Origin of the sequence: Undibacterium sp. SXout20W (assembly GCF_049340285.1) — a bacterium.
GTDB lineage: Bacteria > Pseudomonadota > Gammaproteobacteria > Burkholderiales > Burkholderiaceae_D > Undibacterium.
The window spans coordinates 21,596-43,433 of record NZ_JBMPPH010000037.1 but is presented as its reverse complement, the minus strand read 5'-3'; the positions used below and the strand labels follow the sequence as shown (position 1 = coordinate 43,433).

Annotated in this window: 17 protein-coding genes; 13 read left to right on the top strand and 4 right to left on the bottom strand. The window is 45.8% G+C overall.

The annotated features are described in order from the left end of the window. Positions 1 to 1,246: 1,246 nt before the first annotated feature. From ACO0K1_RS15935 to fabI, 7 genes are all read left to right on the top strand, one after another. Positions 1,247 to 3,127, top strand: coding sequence for an ABC transporter substrate-binding protein (locus ACO0K1_RS15935; RefSeq protein WP_423027458.1), 1,881 nt, complete (start codon positions 1,247 to 1,249; stop codon positions 3,125 to 3,127). A 10-nt stretch (positions 3,128 to 3,137) separates the two neighbouring features. Continuing rightward, the gene (locus ACO0K1_RS15930) at positions 3,138 to 4,076 is read left to right on the top strand and encodes an ABC transporter permease (RefSeq protein ID WP_423027456.1); all 939 of its coding nucleotides are present in this window, start codon (positions 3,138 to 3,140) and stop codon (positions 4,074 to 4,076) included. A gap of 9 nt (positions 4,077 to 4,085) precedes the next feature. Further along, entirely contained in the window at positions 4,086 to 5,303 is a 1,218-nt protein-coding gene (locus ACO0K1_RS15925; RefSeq protein ID WP_423027454.1) for an ABC transporter permease, read from the top strand. An 8-nt stretch (positions 5,304 to 5,311) separates the two neighbouring features. Further along, positions 5,312 to 7,021: an ABC transporter ATP-binding protein gene (locus ACO0K1_RS15920; protein WP_423027452.1), complete on the top strand. Its 1,710-nt coding sequence runs from the start codon at positions 5,312 to 5,314 to the stop codon at positions 7,019 to 7,021. Between the two features lie 263 nt (positions 7,022 to 7,284). Then, on the top strand, positions 7,285 to 8,727 hold the full coding sequence (locus ACO0K1_RS15915) for a TldD/PmbA family protein (protein ID WP_423027450.1): 1,443 nt from the start codon (positions 7,285 to 7,287) through the stop codon (positions 8,725 to 8,727). Next, on the top strand, positions 8,727 to 10,049 hold the full coding sequence (locus tag ACO0K1_RS15910) for a metallopeptidase TldD-related protein (RefSeq protein WP_423027448.1): 1,323 nt from the start codon (positions 8,727 to 8,729) through the stop codon (positions 10,047 to 10,049). Before ACO0K1_RS15915 ends, ACO0K1_RS15910 begins: the two co-directional genes overlap by 1 nt. A gap of 806 nt (positions 10,050 to 10,855) precedes the next feature. Continuing rightward, positions 10,856 to 11,650: an enoyl-ACP reductase FabI gene (gene fabI, locus ACO0K1_RS15905; protein ID WP_423027446.1), complete on the top strand. Its 795-nt coding sequence runs from the start codon at positions 10,856 to 10,858 to the stop codon at positions 11,648 to 11,650. Between the two features lie 160 nt (positions 11,651 to 11,810). On the opposite strand, the gene ACO0K1_RS15900 is transcribed toward fabI, so the two are convergent. The 4 genes from ACO0K1_RS15900 to modA are packed head-to-tail and all read right to left on the bottom strand — an operon-like array spanning position 11,811 to position 14,648. Beyond that, positions 11,811 to 12,713: an ABC transporter ATP-binding protein gene (locus ACO0K1_RS15900; RefSeq protein WP_423027444.1), complete on the bottom strand. Its 903-nt coding sequence runs from the start codon at positions 12,711 to 12,713 to the stop codon at positions 11,811 to 11,813. After that, a complete protein-coding gene (modB, locus tag ACO0K1_RS15895) occupies positions 12,710 to 13,405 on the bottom strand; it encodes a molybdate ABC transporter permease subunit (protein ID WP_423027442.1) in 696 nt (231 codons plus the stop codon). Before modB ends, ACO0K1_RS15900 begins: the two co-directional genes overlap by 4 nt. After that, positions 13,402 to 13,887 carry a TOBE domain-containing protein gene (locus ACO0K1_RS15890; RefSeq protein ID WP_423027440.1) on the bottom strand — a complete coding sequence of 162 codons (486 nt, stop codon included), beginning with the start codon at positions 13,885 to 13,887 and terminating at the stop codon, positions 13,402 to 13,404. The genes modB and ACO0K1_RS15890 overlap by 4 nt, the downstream gene beginning before the upstream one ends. Beyond that, the gene (gene modA / locus ACO0K1_RS15885; protein WP_423027438.1) at positions 13,884 to 14,648 is read right to left on the bottom strand and encodes a molybdate ABC transporter substrate-binding protein; all 765 of its coding nucleotides are present in this window, start codon (positions 14,646 to 14,648) and stop codon (positions 13,884 to 13,886) included. Before modA ends, ACO0K1_RS15890 begins: the two co-directional genes overlap by 4 nt. Before the next feature lie 118 nt (positions 14,649 to 14,766). Here modA and bcsZ point away from each other — a divergent pair, with 118 nt between their 5' ends. From bcsZ to ACO0K1_RS15855, 6 genes are all read left to right on the top strand, one after another. Next, positions 14,767 to 16,023, top strand: coding sequence for a cellulose synthase complex periplasmic endoglucanase BcsZ (gene bcsZ, locus ACO0K1_RS15880; RefSeq protein WP_423027436.1), 1,257 nt, complete (start codon positions 14,767 to 14,769; stop codon positions 16,021 to 16,023). Positions 16,024 to 16,375: 352 nt separating this feature from the next. Beyond that, complete coding sequence (locus tag ACO0K1_RS15875; RefSeq protein WP_423027434.1) at positions 16,376 to 17,827, top strand: DEAD/DEAH box helicase; 1,452 nt, start codon at positions 16,376 to 16,378, stop codon at positions 17,825 to 17,827. A gap of 236 nt (positions 17,828 to 18,063) precedes the next feature. After that, complete coding sequence (selD, locus tag ACO0K1_RS15870) at positions 18,064 to 19,122, top strand: selenide, water dikinase SelD (RefSeq protein ID WP_423027432.1); 1,059 nt, start codon at positions 18,064 to 18,066, stop codon at positions 19,120 to 19,122. 22 nt (positions 19,123 to 19,144) lie between these two features. Continuing rightward, positions 19,145 to 20,080, top strand: coding sequence for a transaldolase (gene tal, locus ACO0K1_RS15865; protein ID WP_423027462.1), 936 nt, complete (start codon positions 19,145 to 19,147; stop codon positions 20,078 to 20,080). A gap of 153 nt (positions 20,081 to 20,233) precedes the next feature. Then, positions 20,234 to 20,863, top strand: a complete 630-nt coding sequence (locus ACO0K1_RS15860; RefSeq protein ID WP_423027430.1) for a CatA-like O-acetyltransferase — start codon at positions 20,234 to 20,236, stop codon at positions 20,861 to 20,863. 99 nt (positions 20,864 to 20,962) lie between these two features. After that, positions 20,963 to 21,733 carry a hypothetical protein gene (locus ACO0K1_RS15855; RefSeq protein ID WP_423027428.1) on the top strand — a complete coding sequence of 257 codons (771 nt, stop codon included), beginning with the start codon at positions 20,963 to 20,965 and terminating at the stop codon, positions 21,731 to 21,733. Positions 21,734 to 21,838: the final 105 nt, after the last annotated feature.

Sequence of the window (21,838 nt, the reverse complement as noted above, 5' to 3'; positions counted from 1 at the left end):
GATCTGTACGATCTTGTTCCCCAAGCCATTGAGCAGCGCATACAACAGCACCACGTGAAATGCTAATACCAGCCCCAAGCCGATAAACTTCTTGCCCGGCTCTTGCTGGCGATCTGAAAAATCCATTAAAACTCCTCCCGAAGCACAAGTTCTACTTCTACTATTTGACCCAAGTCAAAACGTCTCACACAAAAAAAATAATTATAAATGTTACGGGTCACAGTACGGGACACAAATTAAACAATGACACGCAAAACCATTTATAAATTTACTGATACCGGAAAGGCCAGAATATAAGTCGTGATTTTTGGCAAAAACGACTAATACAATTTTGCAAACCTCTATTTATCATTCAACCAATTTCTAGTTAGAGGGCTTGCAGGCGATAACAAAAATTCTATATAAGATTCTAATTGCAAATTTTTATTTAGTTTTATTTAGTTTTACTTAGTTTTACCTATTTTTGTAAATAAATCCAAAAAATTGAAACAAATGCAATTTATTAATAAAAACTGTAATAAAAAGATAATATCGACAAAGTATTCTTTGCGCAGCGCAATAACTTCTAGCAAAAATTATGCCGTCAACAGTATTCGACTATTTTCGGCAAGTTCTTGTAAAGAAAATTTATTTTATGCGATCAATCTTGAAAATTTATATGCCAAAATTTTGCAAAGGCGCATAAAACCATTTCCCACTACCAACTGTCAATACCTCGGGCGCCTTTTTATTCGGAAAAACAACAGGGCGCATTCTGCCAAAAAAAAACAATAAATGGAAATGCATATTTTTGTGCTTCGCAGCATAAATTGAGTGCGTAGAGATAGCATTTCCACTTATTTCTTGGGAAATTTGCTGATTGGTGGTTGAAAACAAATAAAATTTCTTTTTCTGCGCTATGCGATCAAAAATCTCCCGTAAATTTCGCCAGAACCTAAAAGCTTTTTAATGCGGAACAGCAAAAAAAAATCTGCGATTCCCCATCAACTTACTTTTTTGAATCACCCATGAAATTTTTTGCACTTTTTTAGTGCGCAAGAAAAGTCTAAAAAAAAATTTCAGATTTCCTTGTAATAGAAACATAAGTTAAGGTTACGCCGTGGCCATAAGAGCATCGAAAAATTCAAAGAGACTTCGTTTATCTTCTCAATGCCAAACTTAGGGCTAGCAAATGAATAAAAAGAACACAATGACTACAATGAACAACTAGTCATAAGTAAGAAAAACAAGCAGGAGAAAATGCTGTATGCGAATCAAACTTTCATTCCACGTCAACAAAACTTACTTTTTCATGCTAAAAATTAAAACCGTCGGCTTATTGCTCGCATCGATGGCGCTAACGTCAACACTGGCAGCAACAAACGACGCGTCTGCACAAACCACGCCAACGGCCAATAATTCTAATACAGCAACATTTGCCGACCCAGAAAAAGTTTTGCGGACGATTTTTCCAGTCGCAGAGACAGGTTTCGATCCAGCTGCGGCACGCGATATTTATTCGAACTCTATTATTGAAGTTGTTTTCGAGCGTTTATATGGCTATGACTATCTGGCAAGCCCGGCAAAAATCATTCCTGAAGCCGCGGACGGGTTACCGGAAATTTCTGCCGATGGAAAGACCTACACAATTAAATTAAAAAAGGGAATCTATTTTAGTCAGGACGACGCGTTTAAAGGAAAAAAACGTGAGCTAACCGTCAACGACTATGTTTATTCGATTAAGCGTTTAATGGATCCGCGCATCGCCTCCTCCCACAGTTGGCTGTTTGAAGGAAAAATTATCGGTCTGGATAGCATTGTTGCCCAGGCAAAGAAATCCGGTAAATTTGATTACGATGCCAAAATCGCTGGGATCGAGGTGCTCGACAAATATACATTGCGATTGCACTTAACCCGCCCTGATTTCAATTTATCGATGATCCTTGCCTACACGGCTACATCGGCAGTTGCACGCGAGGTTATTGAGCAATATCGGGATCTACAAGGGTTAGCAATGGCAAACCCCGTAGGCACTGGACCCTACAAATTGAGCGAATGGGTGCGTGGCTCGAAAATGATTTTAGATGCCAAGTCTGACTATCGCCTGGTCGAGTGGAACTTCGAACCCGGATCGAATGCGGAAGATCAAAGAATCAACGCAGCAATGAAAGGAAAGCGGATTCCGCAAATCGGCAAAATTATTGTTACGGATATTCTAGAAGATCAATCGCGTTTATTAGCGTTTCAAAAAGACGAAATCGATCTCTTTCAGTTATACGGCGGCCTTGCCCCACAAGTCATGCGCGACGGTAAATTAAAGCCTGAATTTCTGAAAAAAGGCATCCACCTGTCGCGCATTGTCGACCCGGAATTGATTGTCTATTACTGGAATATGCGAGACCCGATTTTTGGTGGTTTTAGCAAAGAGAAAATCGCCCTACGCCGCGCCATCGCAATGGCACATAACGTCGACAACGAAATTAAAATTGTTGAGAATGGTGAAGCGATCGCATTGCAATATCTGATTCCACCAGGCGTTGTCGGCCACGATCCTGACTACAGAAGTAGCATCCAATACGATCCTGTTGCGGCCAATGCGCTGCTGGATAAATTTGGGTATAAAAAAGGGGCCGATGGTTATCGCACTCTGCCCGATGGAAAGCCATTTCAAATCAACTACACTTCGCAAACTGAATCGCGAGGGCATCTGCAAGCAGAGGTCTGGAAGAAAACATATGATAGCGTGGGTATTCGTATGAATGTCGACTTCCGACCTTTTGCCGAGATATTAAAAGCGGAAAAAGATTGCCAACTTACCCAACGTATTTCTCCATGGCTTGCTGATTACCCGGATGGCGATAATTTTATGCAGCTGTTTTATGGCGCAAATATTCATCTCAACAATGCAGGCTGCGTTGCAATTCCAGAATACGACAAGCTTTATGAAGAGACACAGAAATTACCCGCAGGACCTGAACGAGATCTGCTTTATCACAAAATGGTACGCATCATGGAGGTCTACTCAGCACAACGTATTGGTTACGCACGCTATTACAACATGCTCTCGCAAGCACGGGTCATAGGCCATAAAAAACATCCGATTATGCATACCGAATGGATGTATATCGATATTGACAAAAATAAATAGAGAGCTTTTCATGATTGCCTACATACTCCGCCGTTTATGGCAAATGGCGCCGACCATGCTCGGTGTGATTTTGCTGGTCTTTTTTCTGTTTAACTGGGTCGGTGGTGACCCTGCCTACATTCTGGCGGGAAAGATGTCGAATCCAGAACAAATTGCCAATATCCGAAAACAATTGGGTATTGATCAACCGTACTATGTGCAGCTATGGATTTTTATCAAGCAAATTGTCACCTTTGATTTCGGCAATAGTTGGAGCACCGGCGAACCCGTTTCTTCAATCATTATGACGCGCTTAGGGCCGTCGATGACCATCCTGGTACCGCTTACTATCTTGGAAACACTGATCGCAATTGCACTTGCACTATCGATTGCTTTTCGTCGTGGATCTTTGACGGATCGTGCCGTCATGATTGCTTGTACGATGGGGATGTCCGTCAGTATTTTGGTCTATATCATCGTCGGACAATATTTCTTCGCCTATCAATTGAGCTTATTTCCGGTGCAAGGTTGGGGAAATAGTTTTGTAGAAAACTTATTCAAATATTCCGCACTACCTATCCTGATCGGATTGGCCGTGAGCGTCGCGCCAAGTCTGCGTTTATTCCGTACATTTGTATTAGATGAAGTGAATCAAGACTATGTCCGGACAGCACGCGCCAAGGGCGTTTCTGAACATCGAATTAAATGGGTTCACGTTTTGCGCAACGCTGCTATTCCTATCATTACTTACGTGATGTCGAACTTGCCTGCATTGTTGATTGGTGCTTTTTTGATTGAACGCTTTTTCTCTATACCTGGTATCGGACGCGAAGTCATTCTCGCCGTCGAACGGAGTGACTTTCCAGTGATTAAAGCAATTACTGTGTATGTAGCAGCAGCCACCATGATATTTAATCTACTGACAGATCTGCTGTATCAAGCGGTTGATCCACGCGTTCAATTGAAATAAGGATAGAACATGAATCAAACGCTACAAACAACCATACCATCAACCGATCTCCCCCGCGAAATTCAAACCTCAGCGGGACTATGGGCATTGGCATGGCGACGGCTACGCGCCGATAAAATTGCAATGATTGCTCTCGCGATTGTTGGCGCATTTTTACTCACGATACTGCTATCTTCAATGGGCTTGATCGCTGCGGACTGGGAAAAAGAATCCGGAATTTCTTATGCACCGCCTGGCTTCATATCGAATACAGAAACTTCAAATAAACCAGAGCATAATAGCGAACAATTCAATGTCTCCGCTGCACCGGCTCAAGTCACTGATAACCCGTTAGATCCTTTACGTGATGTCATCAATACGTTGCGCCGTCAAGAAACTGATGCACGTAGTGCAAATAATACAAATGGCGAAGATGGCGCAAATGGCAGTAACAGCACAGCCCCCGCTACAATCAATGATTACGGCATTTCCGATCCATTAGAAAAAGAAATGGCAGAAATTAGAGCGGTTCTTGCGAAGTCAGGCAAAACGCAAGTAACAACGCATTTAGCGACGCTCCCATTTGGCGCAGATAAATGGGGACACGACATTATCAAAAAAACGATTAAGGGCGCTGAGACGTCTATCCTCGTCGGCATTATCGCGGCCTTTCTGGCAACGCTACTTGGGACTCTGTTCGGTGCTATTGCTGGTTATTTCGGTGGCCGTATCGATGATTTTTTTAACTGGTTTTACAGCATATTTACTTCCATTCCCTATTTGTTACTCATCTTGTCCGTTGCCGCGGTATTACAGCAAAAAGGCATCTCAACTATTATCTTGATTCTGGCATTTACTGGCTGGACTGGTCCTTTCCGACTGATGCGCGCTGAATATATGAAGCATAAGGCAAGAGAATATGTGTGGGCAGCCGATGCCATCGGTGCATCACATTGGCGCAAAATGTTTATACATATTTTCCCTAATGTCAGTCACGTCGCCTTAGTACAAGTGTCGATTCTGGTCGTTGGTTTTATTAAGTCAGAAGTCATCCTGAGCTTTCTCGGTTTTGGCGTGCCAGTAGGTACCGTTTCTTGGGGCAGTATGCTCAATGAAGCGCAAAATGAATTAATTCTCGGAAAATGGTGGCAGTTGGTAGCAGCGACAGCGGCGATGGCAGTATTAGTGACGGCCTTTTCCTTATTCACCGATGCCTTGCGCGATGCACTCGATCCTAAGCTGAAATAAAAATTACTATGCAAAATATTTCATCCCCCACCTCCCCCGCTTTGCTTAAAGTAGAGAATCTACGTGTATCTTTTCGCGTCACCAAAAAGGAAAGCGTCGACTCTGTCAAGGGTATTTCATTTGAAATTCCTCATAATGCTACGGTCGCACTCGTCGGCGAATCCGGTAGTGGCAAGTCCGTCAGTTCGCTTGCCGTCATGGGCTTATTGCCTGCTGATACCTCGAGTATTTCATCGGAAAGTAAGATTACTTTTGAAGGCAAAAGCTTACTGGATCTAAGTGTTGATGAACGCCGTCGTTTGTGCGGTAAAGATATTTCCATGATTTTTCAGGAGCCAATGACCTCGCTCAACCCGGTTTTTACAGTGGGATTCCAAATCGCTGAGGTATTGCGCTTACACATGGGCATGGATGGCGCTCAAGCGCGCACAAGAGCAATTGAGCTATTAGAAGAAGTCGGCATCCCCGACCCCAAAAATAAAGTTGATGCCTACCCAAGTCAAATGTCGGGCGGACAGCAACAACGCGTCATGATCGCGATGGCCATTGCGTGTGAACCGAAGTTATTAATTGCAGATGAACCGACAACCGCATTGGACGTCACAATACAAAAACAGATTATTGACTTGATCAATGCTTTACGCATCAAACGTCAGATGTCGGTATTGTTTATCACCCATGATCTGGCACTGGTTGGTGAGATTGCAAACCACGTGATCGTCATGCGACACGGAGAAATCCGCGAAGCAGGAACAGTTGAACAAATTTTTGAACGCCCGAACGACACTTATACGCAAGCACTTTTACATTGCCGCCCTTCTCTTGATAGCCGCCCATGGCGTTTGCCTGTCATTGCCGATTTTATGAGTAATAACGGTGCGGTGCCAGTTCAAAAGGAACGTCAGCGGGGTCTGCACGGTGACGAAGAAATCGTGCTCGAAGTTAAAAATCTTGGAAAAAGTTTTTTTACCCGTGGGGGACTGTTCGGAAAAAAAGAATTTAAGGCCGTCGATGATGTGTCGTTCAAGCTGGCACGCGGAAAAACACTGGGAGTCGTCGGTGAATCCGGCTCTGGCAAGACCACTGTAGGTTTAAGCTTATTGCGTTTACACCAGGCCACCAGTGGCCAAGCGATTTTTGATGGCAAAGATATTTTGTCGATGTCAAATAAAGAATTTTTGCAATACAAACGCAAAATTCAAATCATCTTTCAAAATCCATACGCCTCTTTAAATCCGCGTTTCACCATCGGTCAAATTTTAATGGAACCGATGCAGATTCATCGGATCGGTAATAACGATAGTGAACGCAGCTCTATGGCACAGCAATTGCTCGACAAGGTTGGCTTACCCGCTGCCGCTTTCCACCGCTATCCGCATGAATTTTCTGGTGGCCAGCGCCAGCGTATTGCGATTGCGCGTTGTCTGACCATGAAACCTGAGGTGTTAGTGTGCGATGAATCTGTGTCTGCACTGGATGTCTCTGTTCAAGCGCAAGTCCTGAATTTATTGCAAGATCTACAAGAAGAATTTGGTCTATCCTATATTTTTATTTCACACGACCTAGCCGTCGTCAAATACATCGCTGATCAGGTTATGGTCATGAACAAAGGCAAAGTGGTGGAGCTCGCCAATGCCGACGACCTTTACCACCACCCCCAAGAGGCTTATACCAAAACCCTGCTGGGTGCTATTCCGCGTGGTTTACATCATCTCTAAACGGAGTGAACAGGTGACGGCTAACGTCAACTTTCACCATCACTAAAGACCCAGGGGGCGTAGAACGATACGTTCCCTGAGTCGTTAGTGACCCCTCTGAAAATTTTCACCGTAAATAAGCTTATTTTTTTAAAAAATAGAGTACTATTAATGCAACATTGCTTTTTAAGCATCTATATACTCGGCTCAGCACATATAGGCTCTCAACGACACCGTCCCCGCTTAATCACAGTGGGCAAAGTTGGTGCAATCAGCAAAATCAAATGGAGACAAGATTGGAATCTCTCAATAATTTGTTCAAGGAACTGCTACCAGCGGTCGATTTTTGCTCTATGCGCATCGTTAATGAACGAAGTGAAGACCTCAGTGTAAGGCAAAATATTTTACAGCCGTTGACGAGTACACGCAGTCAGGGAGCGATGTTTACGGTCATTCATCAAGGCGGCTACGGCTACGCGGCGACAAGTGACTTATCGGCCAGTGGCATGCAAACAGCGATTGGGCACGCCTGTGAATGGGCAAAGATGAGTGCCGGAAAGTCTGTCACCGATTTTAGTGCGATACCTCAATCCGCAGCGCAAGGCCGCTATGTTGGCCCTTCGTCCACCACTTGGTCACGATCAGAGATGATTGCATTGTTGATGCAGGAATCGCAGGCCTGTCAGATCGATTCGCGTATTGTAGACTGGAGTGCATCCATGACGAGGATCACCTCTGATCAATGGTTTTTGAGTAGCGCTGGTGCCGATATTCAGCAGCACTTTAGCTATCTCATTCCCAATCTCCGCGTCACTGCAAATCAAGGATCAGAAACACAGACCCGCACCCTAGGTGGGCAATACAACGGTTTTTGCCATCAAGGTGGTCTGGAAATCTTACAGCATGCCGGTTTTTACGGCTCAGGCCAACGAATCGCGCAGGAAGCGATTGACTTGTTGAGTGCGCAAAACTGTCCTTCAGGTCGCATGGATTTACTCCTGTTACCTGAGCAAATGATGCTACAGATTCACGAGTCAATCGGTCATCCGCTCGAACTCGATCGTATTCTTGGTGACGAACGAAATTTTGCGGGTACTAGCTTCGTCAAGCCGGCCATGTTCGGACATTTTCAATATGGGTCCAGATTACTCAATGTCACCCATGATCCGCAAAGAACAGAGGAATTTGCCAGTTACCAATGGGATGACGATGGCACTCCAGCAGAAAAAACCTGGTTGATTCGGGAAGGCGTCTTACAGCGCCCCTTGGGGAGCGCACTGTCCCAAGCGCGGTCAGGTATACAAGGCCTCGCAAATTCACGCGCTTGTGACTGGAACCGACCGCCGATCGATCGCATGGCTAATCTCAACATTGAGCCCGGCGATAGCAGTTTGAAGCAAATGATTGCTGCTGTCGAAAATGGCGTCCTCATGAACACCAATGTGTCATGGTCGATTGATGATTCCCGCAATAAATTCCAATTTGGCTGCGAATATGGCCAATTGATTAAGGATGGTGAAATTAAAGGATTAATTAAAAATCCGAATTATCGCGGCATCTCCGAAAGCTTTTGGCGTTCTTTAAAAATGGTGGGCGACGTGTCTACCTACGTGGTCATGGGAACACCGTTTTGCGGCAAAGGTGAGCCGTCACAAGTTATCCGAGTGGGTCACGCTTCACCAGCCTGTTTATTTGACCATGTCGACGTGTTTGGAGGAGAAATCTAATGCAAGATTATTTTCAACAACTCGCATTGCACTTGCAAACCCAAATCACGCCTTCAGAAACTTTTACCTGCTGGTTATCAGCTGAAGAAACGGATTTTGTCCGATTTAATCGTAATGCCATTCGTCAACCTGGTCATGTCGTTCAAATCATTTTACGGTTACAGCTACTTGAGGATCAAAAACTTGTTTCCAGTAGTCTGAACCTTTGCGGTCAATTAGCTCAAGATTATTTCAGTCTTACAAGTACTTTGACTTATCTACGAGAACTATTACGTGATTTACCGCGCGATCCTCATTTATTGATCGCCACTGACGTCCAAGATACAAACCATATTCAAACATCGTCGTTACCGTCTGCAATGCAGATGGTCGCTGATATTCTGGAGGTTTCTGCGGGAGTCGATATGGTGGGAATTTTGACCACGGGCGTTCAGTACCGTGGCTTCGCCAATTCATACGGGCAGCGCAACTGGTTTGAAAGTCACAATGTTAATTTTGACTGGAGCTTGTTTTACGCTGGCGATAAGGCAGTGAAATCCAATTATGCTGGTTTTACCTGGGATCAAGCGCAGTTCAAAGAAAAATTTAATGATGCAAAACAGCAGCTTGCCCTACTCGCTCAAGCTTCCATCAGTATCCCGCCAGGTGATTATCGCGTCTATTTGACACCGACCGCACTGAATGAATTATTGCTCATGCTGAACTGGGACGGTTTTTCAGAAAAATCGCTCCGGACCCACCAAAGCTGTTTGCGGCGACTTCACTCCGGTGAAGTCAGCCTGCATCTGGACGTTTTTCTTAGTGAAGATAGTCTGGCAGGCTTGGAACCTGTTTTTCAACCGCAAGGTTTTATTAAGCCGCACGAAATTAAACTCATTCATGCTGGCAAAATGAGCGGCAGTATGATTTCGCCGCGTACGGCTAAAGAATACGGCATTCTAAGTAACGGTGCTGGTGATGACGAAGCCGCAAAATCATTGCGCATGCAAGGTGGCACATTAGCGATGGCCGATGCGCTTCAACAACTGGGGACGGGAATTTATATTAGTAATTTGTGGTACCTGAACTTCTCTGATCGCGCTAGTTGCAGAATCACGGGCATGACACGCTTTGCAAGTTTTTGGGTGGAAAACGGCCAAATTAAAGCGCCACTCAACGTCATGCGTTTCGATGAATCACTATTTCGCATTTTGGGTGAGCATCTCTTCGCGTTGACGCAAGAAACAGAGACAATCATGGATGATCGCTCATATGGAGAAAGACATACAGGCGGCGCAATTTTGCCAGGCGCCTTATTGAAGTCGATGCGCTTCGTTTTGTGAGCCAGCGAAGAATCAAAAAAAACGGACGATCGTACGTTTCTTACTCTTCTCACTTTTCTCACTTTTCTCACTTTTCTCACTTTTCTTACTTTTCTCACTTTTCTCACTTTTCTCACAACGGAAGAACTGCACAACAATATATTGTTGGAGTAAGGTCGATATAGACTCGATTTGGGGTCGATCTAGCATCGATCTTGCGTGATTTTACAGCGTACTTTGCGATTAGCCGTCACTAATATCATGCATCTCGCAGGAAAGAATTACCCTGTAACAATAAATTGTTTCAATAGAATGAACTTAGTATTTGCCCGATTCGCGCTTAACAACTACAATTCCGACCTATTGTCGCAAAACCGCTGATTGATATCGCGCCATACAGTCAAAGAATCAAACAGTCGGTGTTGACGCAGGGGACGATACGACACATTTTTGTACAACTGAAATTGATGCAAGAGAAATGATTTCTTTGTTTCCCGAAATGGCGTCGGTGCAGTTCGAAGCAAAGTAGGTTTCGATTCATTTTTTCAGTTGAGAGAAACCTGGAACACAATTAGTTAGGTCTTACACAAATCAGCCCTGATGGGATGATAGCAATTACAACAAGCAGTCTTACTGACGTTGTTGCTTAAGCTGAACTGATTTGTGCATGAACTATGAGTAAAGTTTGAGTGGCAGTGCTACTAGCGAGCTATCAATAGACTAGTAACGAACACTCATGCAAAAACCACAGTGTAATACTGGCGCGGTTCTACAAGGCTTTTTGCCCTGCAAGCCGCACCAATATTACGACAATACCTGGAGTTAACATGGCATTTCTGCAAGGCAAAAAAATTCTGATCACTGGTCTGTTGTCCAACCGCTCAATCGCTTACGGTATTGCTCAGGCATGCAAACGCGAAGGTGCTGAACTCGCATTCACCTATGTTGGTGAACGTTTCAAAGACAGAATCACCGATTTCGCAGCAGAATTTGACAGCAAACTGGTGTTCGATTGCGACGTCGCCAGCGATGAACAAATCGACGCGGTCTTCAAAGACCTCAGTCAACATTGGGATCATCTGGATGGCTTGGTGCATGCGATTGGATTTGCGCCACGTGAAGCCATCGCGGGCGAATTCCTCGACGGTTTCTCCCGCGAAGCGTTCCGCGTTGCACACGATATCTCCGCATATAGTTTCCCGGCAATGGCAAAAGCCGCTTTGCCAATGTTGCGTGAAGATTCTGCGCTGCTGACCTTGTCCTATCTGGGTGCTATCCGCGCTATCCCCCATTACAACACCATGGGTCTGGCAAAAGCATCTTTAGAAGCCTCCGTGCGTTATCTCGCAGAAAACCTCGGTAAAAAAGGCATTCGCGTCAACGGTATTTCAGCGGGCCCAATCAAAACTTTGGCTGCAAGTGGGATCAAAGATTTTGGCAAATTATTAGGCTTTGTGGCGGATCATGCACCTTTACGCCGCAATGTCACAATTGAAGACGTTGGCAATACTGCGGCATTCCTGTTATCCAACCTGGCTAATGGTATTACCGGTGAAATCACTTATGTGGACGGTGGCTTCTCACATGTGATGGGTTTGAATGCTGAATCCTACAGCCAATAATTTTTAATTAACCGTAACGACAATTAGAGTTTAAAGCGCGAGTTTAAAACGTGAGATTAAAAAACCGAGCTTAAAAACCGAGCTTAAAAACCGAGCTTAAAAAAAAGCTGCGAACATTCGCAGCTTTTTTTATGTCGGCTCCGTACGCTCGCCAAAAATATCAGGTAAATAACATCGGGCTAAAAGCTTTCGCCGAAATCGCGATTCGTTGACCGACTTGTAAATGCGCAACCTCGTCGTGCGAAGCGATGATTTCAACAATATCCTGTCCGACCACCAAGGATAAAATAAAAACCACGTCCTCTTTGCGGATGGCAAGTACCTGTGCCTGCAGATTCAATTTGCCTTGCGATGGCTGTTGCAAAAAAACTTCGGCTGGCGACCCCGAGTGTAAAATTTTTCCGTGTTCTAAGACAAAAACCTGCTGCGATAATTTAAATACCTCGCCAATATCGTGACTCACTAATAGGGTCGTAAGTCCAAACTCTCGGTGCAGCATCAAAAGCTCATCCTGTAATTGTCCTCTTAATGCTGCATCCAATGCCGATAAGGGTTCGTCCAATAAAAGCAATGAGGATTTCTTAGCGGCCATTGTCGCACCCGGCACCGGTAACACGCGAGCTAACGCGCGTGCTAATGCCACACGCTGCTTCTGCCCACCCGACAAATTCGCAGGTAAGCGATCACTCAGCTGAGATAAACCAGTTAACGCCATTAATCGGGGCGCTTGAGAAAGTTGCGATTTATGGAGCGCATAAGCCACATTCTCAGCCACGGTCAGATTAGGGAATAAGGCATAATCCTGAAACACGACACCGACGAGACGCTGTTGTGGTGACAAACTAAGGCGCTTCTCACTATCAAACCAAACCTCACCACCAACTTCTATCCGGCCACTATCAGGTTGCGTCAGACCTGCCAACATACGTAGCAAGCTCGTCTTTCCCGCTCCTGATGCGCCGAACAGCGTCACAAATGCACCTTGCTCGATTTGCATTTGCACGTTCAACTGTAAATGACCAGTTGCACCCGCCAATTGTTTGCGACATTCAATCGAAATCATGAGCGCACCATTCCTGAGCGGACCAAATGCGCATGGCGACGGTTAAGTAAATACACCATCAATAAGATACTAAAACTGAGCGCAAACAACACGCCCGCATACCTATGCGCCGCTGGATAATTAAGGCCTTCGACCTCATCATAAATGGCAATCGATGCGACCTTACTAACGCCGGGAATATTTCCACCTATCATTAGTACCACACCAAATTCGCCCACTGTATGAGCAAAACTTAGAACAATACCCGTCAAGAGTGCTGGTTTAATGTTTGGCAATAAAACGCGACGCAACGTAAACCAGTCTGACTTACCGAGACTACGCGACGCCTCGAGCAAGCTGCCAGGTAAATTCTGCAAGCCTGCCTGGATAGGATGAACCATAAACGGCAAACTAAATATCATCGAACCGATCACCAAGCCCGCAAAACTAAACACCAATTTGATATGGAAAAACTGTTCCAGCCAATGGCCAAACGCTTGCTGCGGGCTAAACGCCAGCAGAAGATAAAATCCTAAGACCGAAGGTGGCAACACCAATGGCATGCTGACTAAGGTTTCAAACACAGGTTTGAAACGACTTTGTGTATAGGCGATTTTATAAGCTAATGGAATACCGATGACGATCAACAAAAGGGTCGTCCAACTCGCTAATTTAAACGTCAACCATAACGGTTGCATATCCAAATCCATCATCGCATTTTTTCCTCGTTGACTGTCGTCTGAATCGACTTCACCTGTATTGCCTGTATTGTCTGTACTGCCCGTATCGTCATTTCATTGGACTTCACCAGTGCATCAACGTCATCACCGACCCTCAATTGCAAGCTCTTCGCCGAACGGGTGGTAATGACTGAGCTGATACGAACGTCAGCAAGCCCATGAATAGTCAGAATGATGCGCGTCAATATCTGCCCGTCTTCAATGGCGAAAATTTGCACGGGGATACGGTTACGAAGACTTATTTGTCCCTGCAAATTTTTCGCCAGCGCTACTTCGGTTTCTTTAAACAAGATGTGCACCGCCTGGTCACTATGCCACGATGCCAGGGTTTCCTGGTTGCCTAATAGGGTTGCCGACAACCGCAAGTCGCTCGCTGTAGTCTTAACGTGCATATCAACCAGCGCGACACTACCGTGCACCTCAATCGTAGCAATATGTCCAAATAACTGGTTCATGGAAGCAAATACCCGTAGCGCTCAAAAATCGCGCGCGCCTTCGTGGAATACAAAAAATCATAAAACTGTTGGGCGACTTTTGCATGATGTTCTTTACCATAATTCAAGATCACAGCACCTTGCGCAATGGGCTGATACGTCGATTTAGGTACATCGATCCATTTCCCCTGACCCTGCATATCCGGTGACAAGACCACCGATTTTGCTGTAAATCCGACGTCAACAACGCCTGAATGGATATATTGGTTAGTTTGCGCAATACTTTCACCAAATACCAATTTTGCTTGCAAACTCTGTTGTAATTTCAAGGCACTCAGCATCTTCATCGTTTCGCGACCATATGGTGCTGCTTTAGGATTAGCAACCGCAATGTGCGTCACCTGAGAGCCTGCTAAGACCGACTGCCATTGTGTCAGATCGATGTTCTTTGTGGTCCATAAGACCAGCGCACCATAGGCGTAGATCTTGGGAGCCGCAGTGCTAAAGCCTTCTTTGTATAATTTTTCGGGAAACTCCATATCTGCCGACAAAAATACGTCGAACGGAGCGCCATTCGTAATTTGCGCCACAAATTTACCTGAAGAATTAATTGTCCCTACCGCTTCATTGCCGGTCTCTTGCTTAAACGCTGTCTTCAAATCGTCAAAAGCGTATTGCACATTCGCCGCGACCGCGACCGAAATAGTTTCTGCCTGCGCCAAACTGCAAATACAGCCTGTCGATACACAAAATGCCGTGATGATCAGATTTTTGAATCTCAAATTTAACTCCATGGTTTACACTGTGGACTAACAGAAAACTCCCGGTCAGCCCTCGTCTTCCATTCAATCAATACCTGAAGTATCGTAGCAGGCTAACTGGCTTTACTCAAACGAAACTATGAAACCATTGTTTTACCCTTTGTGCGATAGCGATAGCCAGACCCAGCCCCAGACCCAAAGCAGGCCTCATCATTCGCATCGTTCATTGCGTTACCAAGTTAAAAAAATATTGATGGCGATCGTGGTTGGATTTGGGCTTTGCACATCAATTAGCTCGCATTCCGCGTTGGCAAGCTCATCCAACTGCACAACCTCATGGCCTGAATGGGAACAATTCAAGCGGTCCTTCATCACCGATGACGGGCGCGTGATAGATCATAGTGGCAACATCAAACCGACCGTCTCAGAAGGTCAGGCGTACGCGATGTTCTTTGCGTTGGCCGCCAATGATAAAGCTAGTTTTCAATCGCTGCTCACATGGACGGAAAACAATCTCGCCAATGGCGACCTGACAGCACGCTTGCCGGCGTGGCAGTGGGGACAGCGTCCCGATAATAGCTGGGGGGTGGTTGATAGCAATTCCGCCACGGATGCAGACCTTTGGATCGCCTACACCCTGGGTGTGGCTGCAGACGTCTGGAAAGATAAACGGTATGCAGCACTTTCAACATTAATTGCGCAACGAATTCTCAATGAAGAAACCGCTGAACTACCATTGCTGGGCTTGACGCTATTGCCCGCGCCCAAGGGTTTCGCCCTTGCAAACAATCAATGGAAGCTCAACCCCAGCTATTTGCCTTTGCAGCTTCTGCGATGGCTTGAACATCACGACAGAGATCCACGTTGGAAAAAAGTAATTGCGTCGTCGTTAAAAATCATCAACGGGGCGTCGCCTAAAGGATATTCAGCCGACTGGATATTATTCAATCAGGAGCAAGGTTTTTCGCCTGATCTACAAGGCATAGAAAAAGGCGATGGTGGCTACAATGCAATCCGAGTCTACCTATGGGTGGGTATGTTAGCGGAAAAAGAAATTGAACGCGCGAGCCTGCTAAAAATGTTGCAGCCGATGGCCAATTTGACCGCAAACCAAGGCTATCCACCTGAGTTTGTTAATATAGTGAGCGGACAAGCAAAAGGTGTAGGTTCAAGCGGTTTTTCTGCCGCTCTGATCCCGTTTTTGCATGCAAGCAAAAATATCAAAACATTACAACAACAGCAACTTCGTTTAGCGGCGCAGCCAATCAGGACAGATCGATACTATGATCAGGTTCTCGCTCTATTCGCTCAAGGCTGGCAAGATCAGCGCTTTCGGTTTCAGATGAATGGCACTGCAGAATTTGCCTGGCAAAGTGTTTGTAAGCAAAAAAGCTAAAGCAAATGCAAGGCCAAACAACACTCAATCACAACGCAATCACAGCGCAGAGATAAAAAAATCTGCGCTATTTCTCAAAATCATGTATCATTCCGTTTTTTCACTGCAATAAATCGCAGCAAAAGAACTGTAGCATCGCAAGCCTGTGCACATCCTTCGTGGATGGTGCATGTAAAAGCCCTCCCGCCCTGCATGTCTAGTTTCACCAAAGACATCATCCCGGCGCAAAGCTTTTGTGCCGAAATCTCATTGTCGTCCGTTGTTGGATTTTCTGTGTTCATTTCGTTTGGTTGGCGCTGCATTTTTGCGCGCGTTACGCTTGCATCGCGCTAAATTTTTACGAAAGAATTCCATGAGTTTTGAAGCACTAGGCCTCCACGTTAACCTGATCCGCGCATTGACTGACTCTGGCTACACTAAGCCAACATCGGTACAAGAACAAGCTATTCCTGCTGCGATTGAAGGTCGTGACCTGATGGTCTCCTCCCAAACTGGTTCCGGTAAAACTGCAGCATTTATGTTGCCAGCTTTACACAAATTGATTTCCGCTGAAGTTGTCAGCTATGACAACAGCAAAACACCAAACCAAGAACGTCAATCTGCACGTTCCCGTGGCGATCGTCCACGTTTTGTTGCCGCAAAACCAAAAATGTTGGTTTTGACACCAACCCGTGAACTTGCTTTGCAAGTCACAACAGCAACTGACAAATACAGCGCGTATTCACGCCGTATCAAGGCCGTATCGATTTTGGGTGGCATGCCTTACCCAAAACAAATGCAATTATTGTCCCGCAACCCAGAAATTCTGGTGGCAACACCTGGTCGTCTGATCGACCACATGGAATCTGGCAAGATCGACTTCTCCGAACTGCAAATGTTGGTTCTGGACGAAGCTGACCGTATGTTGGATATGGGTTTCATCGATGACATCGAAAAAATCGTTGCAGCGACACCTCCTACACGTCAAACCATGTTGTTCTCTGCGACATTGGATGGCGTTGTTGGTAACATGGCAAAACGTATCACGACTGAACCATTGATCGTTCAGATCGCTGGTTCTGCAAGTAAACATGAAAACATTCAGCAAAAAGTTCACTTCGTGGATGATTTGTCGCACAAAAATCGTATGCTGGATCACCTGTTGCGTGACGTTTCTGTTGACCAGGCTGTGGTATTTACTGCAACTAAGCGTGATGCAGACACGATCGCAGATCGTCTGAACATCGCTGGTTTCGCTGCTGCCGCATTGCACGGCGACATGCACCAAGGCGCCCGTAACCGCACATTAGACGGCTTGCGTCGCGGTCAGATCCGCGTTTTGGTTGCAACTGACGTTGCTGCCCGTGGTATCGACGTACCAGGCATCACACACGTATTCAACTACGATTTACCTAAGTTTCCAGAAGATTACGTACACCGTATCGGTCGTACTGGTCGTGCTGGCCGTAAAGGTCTGGCTGTTTCTCTGGTGAACCACGCAGAAAGCATGCACGTTAAGCGCATCGAACGTTTCACGAAGCAATTGATTCCTGTCGATGTCATCGAAGGTTTTGAACCAAAGAAAACAGCAGCGCCATCACGTTCCTCCACAGCGCGTAAGCCAACGGGCTGGAAACCAGGCGATAGCCGTAAAACTGGCAACAATTTTGGTAACAACAAGCCAGCGCAACGTTCTTTTAGTAAACCAGCAGGTGCCGGTAATGGCAATGGAACTGGCTCTGGCCCACGCAAAGAAGGTAGCGGCGGCTACAAAGGCAACCGTTCTAACGAAGGCAGCGCTCGTCGTTCATTCGGCGACTATTGATACCTGATACGGCACTCTGATATCACCGAGATAGCCAGCCTGGGCAATATAGGCAATATAGGCAATATCAGATAAGCCATATCATCAAAAAGCGATCACTAAGGTGGTCGCTTTTTTTATACTCAAATGAATGACAAAAACTGGCTCCGCCACATTGATCGGCACCTTGTGTTGCGCCTCAAGATGGTGCCGCGGCGTATAATCACCATTTTGATGTTCGCCAAAATAGAAAAATCATGACAAACCCGACCGAGCCGCCAGTACGTTTAACCTCATTCTCCCACGGTGGTGGCTGCGGCTGCAAAATCGCCCCGGGCGTTTTATCTGAAATTCTCAAAAAATCGACTGGTTTCCCAGTGCCACCAGCCTTAATGGTGGGTATCGAGACGGCCGATGATGCCGCTGTTTACAAGCTCAATGACGAGCAAGCACTCATCGCGACCACTGATTTTTTCATGCCGATTGTCGATGATCCTTTTGATTTCGGGCGCATTGCCGCGACCAATGCCATTTCTGATGTGTATGCCATGGGCGGCACGCCTATCATGGCGCTGGCGTTGGTTGGCATGCCCATCAATAAACTGCCATTAGATGTAATCGGTCAAATCATTCGAGGTGGAGAATCCATCTGCGCCGAAGCTGGCATACCCATCGCTGGCGGCCACACCATTGATTCGGTTGAACCGATTTATGGACTGGTTGTGATGGGCTTAATTCATCCATCCAAAGTGAAACGCAATGCCGATGCCAAACCAGGCGATAAGCTAATTCTCGGCAAACCGTTAGGCGTGGGAATTCTCTCTGCCGCACTCAAAAAACAAGTACTTGATGACGCTGGCTACGCCAGCATGATCGCCAGTACCACCAAATTAAATCGCCCTGGTCAGCATTTATCGCAACTGGCTGGTGTGAATGCCATGACTGACGTAACCGGCTTTGGACTACTTGGCCATCTATTGGAAGTCTGTCGCGGTGCCAAGGTGCAAGCCAATCTACACATGCACCAGATTCCACTCCTGGATAAGGTGGAGGAATTAGCCAGCGATGGTTTTATTACTGGTGCTTCCGCCAGAAACTGGGCAGCCTACGGCGACGATGTCAAGTTACACGCTGAGATCAGCCCTGCCCAACAAGCATTATTAACCGACCCGCAAACATCGGGCGGACTGTTAGTATCGTGCAGTGCCAATGCAGTAGAACAAGTTTTAGCTATTTTCCGTGAGGGTGGTTTCTTTGAAGCTGCCGTAATTGGTGATATTGTTGCAGGATCACCAATTGTTGACGTTAACCCCTGAAGTTTTTGATATTGTCCCCACCATGAATCAATTAGAACAACTCAAGCAATTCACTACTGTCGTTGCCGATACCGGCGATTTTCAGGCGATCAAAGCGTACACGCCACGTGACGCGACCACCAATCCTTCGTTGATTTTAAAAGCGGTACAAAAGCCTGAATACAAACACTTGCTGGAACAAGCCGTTGCCGCGACAACGGGCAAATCCATCGATGAAACGATCGATCATTTGCTGATTGCTTTTGGTCTGGAAATCCTGAAAGAAATCCCTGGTCGTGTATCGACTGAAACTGATGCACGCTTGTCTTTTGACACCGAAGCCACAGTCGCAAAAGGCCGCCAACTGATCGCCATGTACGAAGCTGCGGGCATTTCACGTGAACGCATACTGATCAAGATCGCCTCCACTTGGGAAGGTATCCGCGCTGCCGAAATTCTCGAAAAAGAAGGCATCCGTTGCAACATGACTTTGCTGTTTAGTCTGGCACAAGCTGTTGCCTGCGCAGAAGCTGGTGCGCAATTGATTTCCCCCTTCGTTGGGCGCATTTATGACTGGTACAAAGCAAAAACTGGTCAAGAGATTTTCGGTGCAGATGACCCAGGCGTGTTGTCAGTAAAGCGCATTTACTCTTACTACCGTAAATTCGGCTATAAGACGGAAGTCATGGGCGCAAGCTTCCGCAATACTTCACAAATCCTCGAATTAGCCGGCTGTGATTTGTTGACCATCAGCCCGGACCTATTGCAAAAATTAGCAGATTCCAACAGTACCATCACGCAAAAATTGAGCAAGGAGTTGGCACAGCATTCGGACGTCGCCAAGATCGACATGAACGAAAAAGCATTCCGGTTCCAACTCAATGAAGACGCGATGGCAACAGAAAAACTGTCCGAAGGCATACGAGCATTCTGTGCTGATACGGTCAAACTTGAACAACTGATCGCAGCAATGCGCTGATCGCTTTGCAAATCTTTGTGCTAAATAAGCTCTGAGTTAGCAAACGATTAGCGCAAGAAAAGTTTTGCTACAGATGCCACAATAGGGATAGCCTGACTATCCCTATTTTTTTGGCGATGCCCGTATCACTGAACATTGTTGCACCAACACGATATGAAAAAAACTCTCGACCTGAACACGTGGAATCGCCGCGAACATTACGCTTTTTTTTCGCAGTTGGATGAGCCATTTCACGGCATCATTGCCGATGTCGATTGCAGCAAAGCGTATGCGTTTTGCAAACGAGAGGAACAATCCTTTTTCCTGTATTACTTGCATAAAACTTTGCTCGCTATCAATCATACCGAGGCCATGCGTTATCGCATTGAAGACCAACAAGTGGTCGTGTATGACACGATTCACGTCAATGCCACAATTAGTCGGGCTGACCATACATTTGGCTTCTGTCCGATCTACTTTCAGCCGGATTTTGCACATTTTGCCGCTGAAGCGGAAATGGCAATGCAAAAAATTAAAGACAGCTGCGGGCTATGCTTCAACGACGAATGCGCGCGCGACGATGTGATCCATTTTTCCGCGATGCCATGGATCAAATTTAGTGGCATCACGCATGCACGCCAACATGATGGTCGTGACAGTGTGCCAAAAATTTCAGTGGGAAAATGCGAACAAAGACATGGGAAAATGTTGATGCCGGTCGGAACATTTGTCCCTCACGGGTTGGTTGATGCTTATCATGTACACCAATTTTTAGAGCATTTGCAAATAGAACTACAATCCTAACTCACGCGCTCCTTGACGATAAATACGTAGTTTTCCTGATACCGCATTACCTTAAATATTCTATGATGACTTTACAAAAACAACAAAAAAGGAGATCAAATGCAAATCAAAAACCTCACTCTGCAACTCAGTCACCAAGTTGCACAATATCGTGCCAAGAACTTTATCAGCAAGTCAAGTTATGAACTAATTTTACGCGACATGCCACCAGCCCTGTTTCTATACTGGCAAGATGTCGCCCCTTCAGAATTCCCAGGCATTCCGCAGAATGCCTTTTTTTTCGCCCGCGCTAGCGAAGGTTTAATGCGTTTTTTTGACTGTGTTACCTGCAGCAAACAAGCGTGCGCACTTCCATCTAAAGCAGCGGACTCAGTATGGCACGCATGGAACAAGTATTCATCGATTTCACTCGATCACTTCTGCATTAAACACTTTGGCCGCACCATTCCGCATATTGAAGCGACAGAGATGCCAAGGTCGCTTGAAAATGCCTTAGCCGCATGCCTGATGGCCGCCAGAAACCAAGATAGAATTTCAGAATTTAGTGCGGAAGTACCTGCATTATTTACACTGGATGCGCGCCTCAAAATGCCACATGGATACGCTTACCAAAATAACATTGGAAAATTAGGTTATAGAAACCTCAGTTTTCTAGGCGTCCCCGAAGGAAGCTTTCATTTTCCACAAAGTTTCCAGCCAACGGAGATGCTGGCACTAGGCTTAATCAGTGAACAGAGTTTTGAGATTATGCAGGAACAGGCTTTGGCGCGGGCAAGAAATAATCCGGCATCACAAATGACAGATAGTTCATCGACCGGAGGCGTAAGCTGTGGCAGTAGTTGTGGTAGTAGTTGTGGGAGCAGCAGCTAATCAGGCACTGATATTGGAGACTTTACTGACATCCCATGATGCCTCAATGATGAATTTCTACCTTACAAAGACCTGCGACCAGACAATTTGCTTAGGCCTACAATT

Coding starts and splice junctions, on each gene's coding strand:
- ACO0K1_RS15935 (WP_423027458.1), top strand. CDS start 1,247: ATGCGAATCAAACTTTCATTCCACGTCAACAAAACTTACTTTTTCATG.
- ACO0K1_RS15915 (WP_423027450.1), top strand. CDS start 7,285: ATGGAGACAAGATTGGAATCTCTCAATAATTTGTTCAAGGAACTGCTA.
- tal (WP_423027462.1), top strand. CDS start 19,145: ATGAATCAATTAGAACAACTCAAGCAATTCACTACTGTCGTTGCCGAT.
- selD (WP_423027432.1), top strand. CDS start 18,064: ATGACAAACCCGACCGAGCCGCCAGTACGTTTAACCTCATTCTCCCAC.
- ACO0K1_RS15910 (WP_423027448.1), top strand. CDS start 8,727: ATGCAAGATTATTTTCAACAACTCGCATTGCACTTGCAAACCCAAATC.
- ACO0K1_RS15930 (WP_423027456.1), top strand. CDS start 3,138: ATGATTGCCTACATACTCCGCCGTTTATGGCAAATGGCGCCGACCATG.
- ACO0K1_RS15855 (WP_423027428.1), top strand. CDS start 20,963: ATGCAAATCAAAAACCTCACTCTGCAACTCAGTCACCAAGTTGCACAA.
- ACO0K1_RS15925 (WP_423027454.1), top strand. CDS start 4,086: ATGAATCAAACGCTACAAACAACCATACCATCAACCGATCTCCCCCGC.
- ACO0K1_RS15860 (WP_423027430.1), top strand. CDS start 20,234: ATGAAAAAAACTCTCGACCTGAACACGTGGAATCGCCGCGAACATTAC.
- ACO0K1_RS15875 (WP_423027434.1), top strand. CDS start 16,376: ATGAGTTTTGAAGCACTAGGCCTCCACGTTAACCTGATCCGCGCATTG.
- modB (WP_423027442.1), bottom strand. CDS start 13,405: ATGATGGATTTGGATATGCAACCGTTATGGTTGACGTTTAAATTAGCG.
- bcsZ (WP_423027436.1), top strand. CDS start 14,767: ATGAAACCATTGTTTTACCCTTTGTGCGATAGCGATAGCCAGACCCAG.
- fabI (WP_423027446.1), top strand. CDS start 10,856: ATGGCATTTCTGCAAGGCAAAAAAATTCTGATCACTGGTCTGTTGTCC.
- ACO0K1_RS15920 (WP_423027452.1), top strand. CDS start 5,312: ATGCAAAATATTTCATCCCCCACCTCCCCCGCTTTGCTTAAAGTAGAG.
- ACO0K1_RS15890 (WP_423027440.1), bottom strand. CDS start 13,887: ATGAACCAGTTATTTGGACATATTGCTACGATTGAGGTGCACGGTAGT.
- ACO0K1_RS15900 (WP_423027444.1), bottom strand. CDS start 12,713: ATGATTTCGATTGAATGTCGCAAACAATTGGCGGGTGCAACTGGTCAT.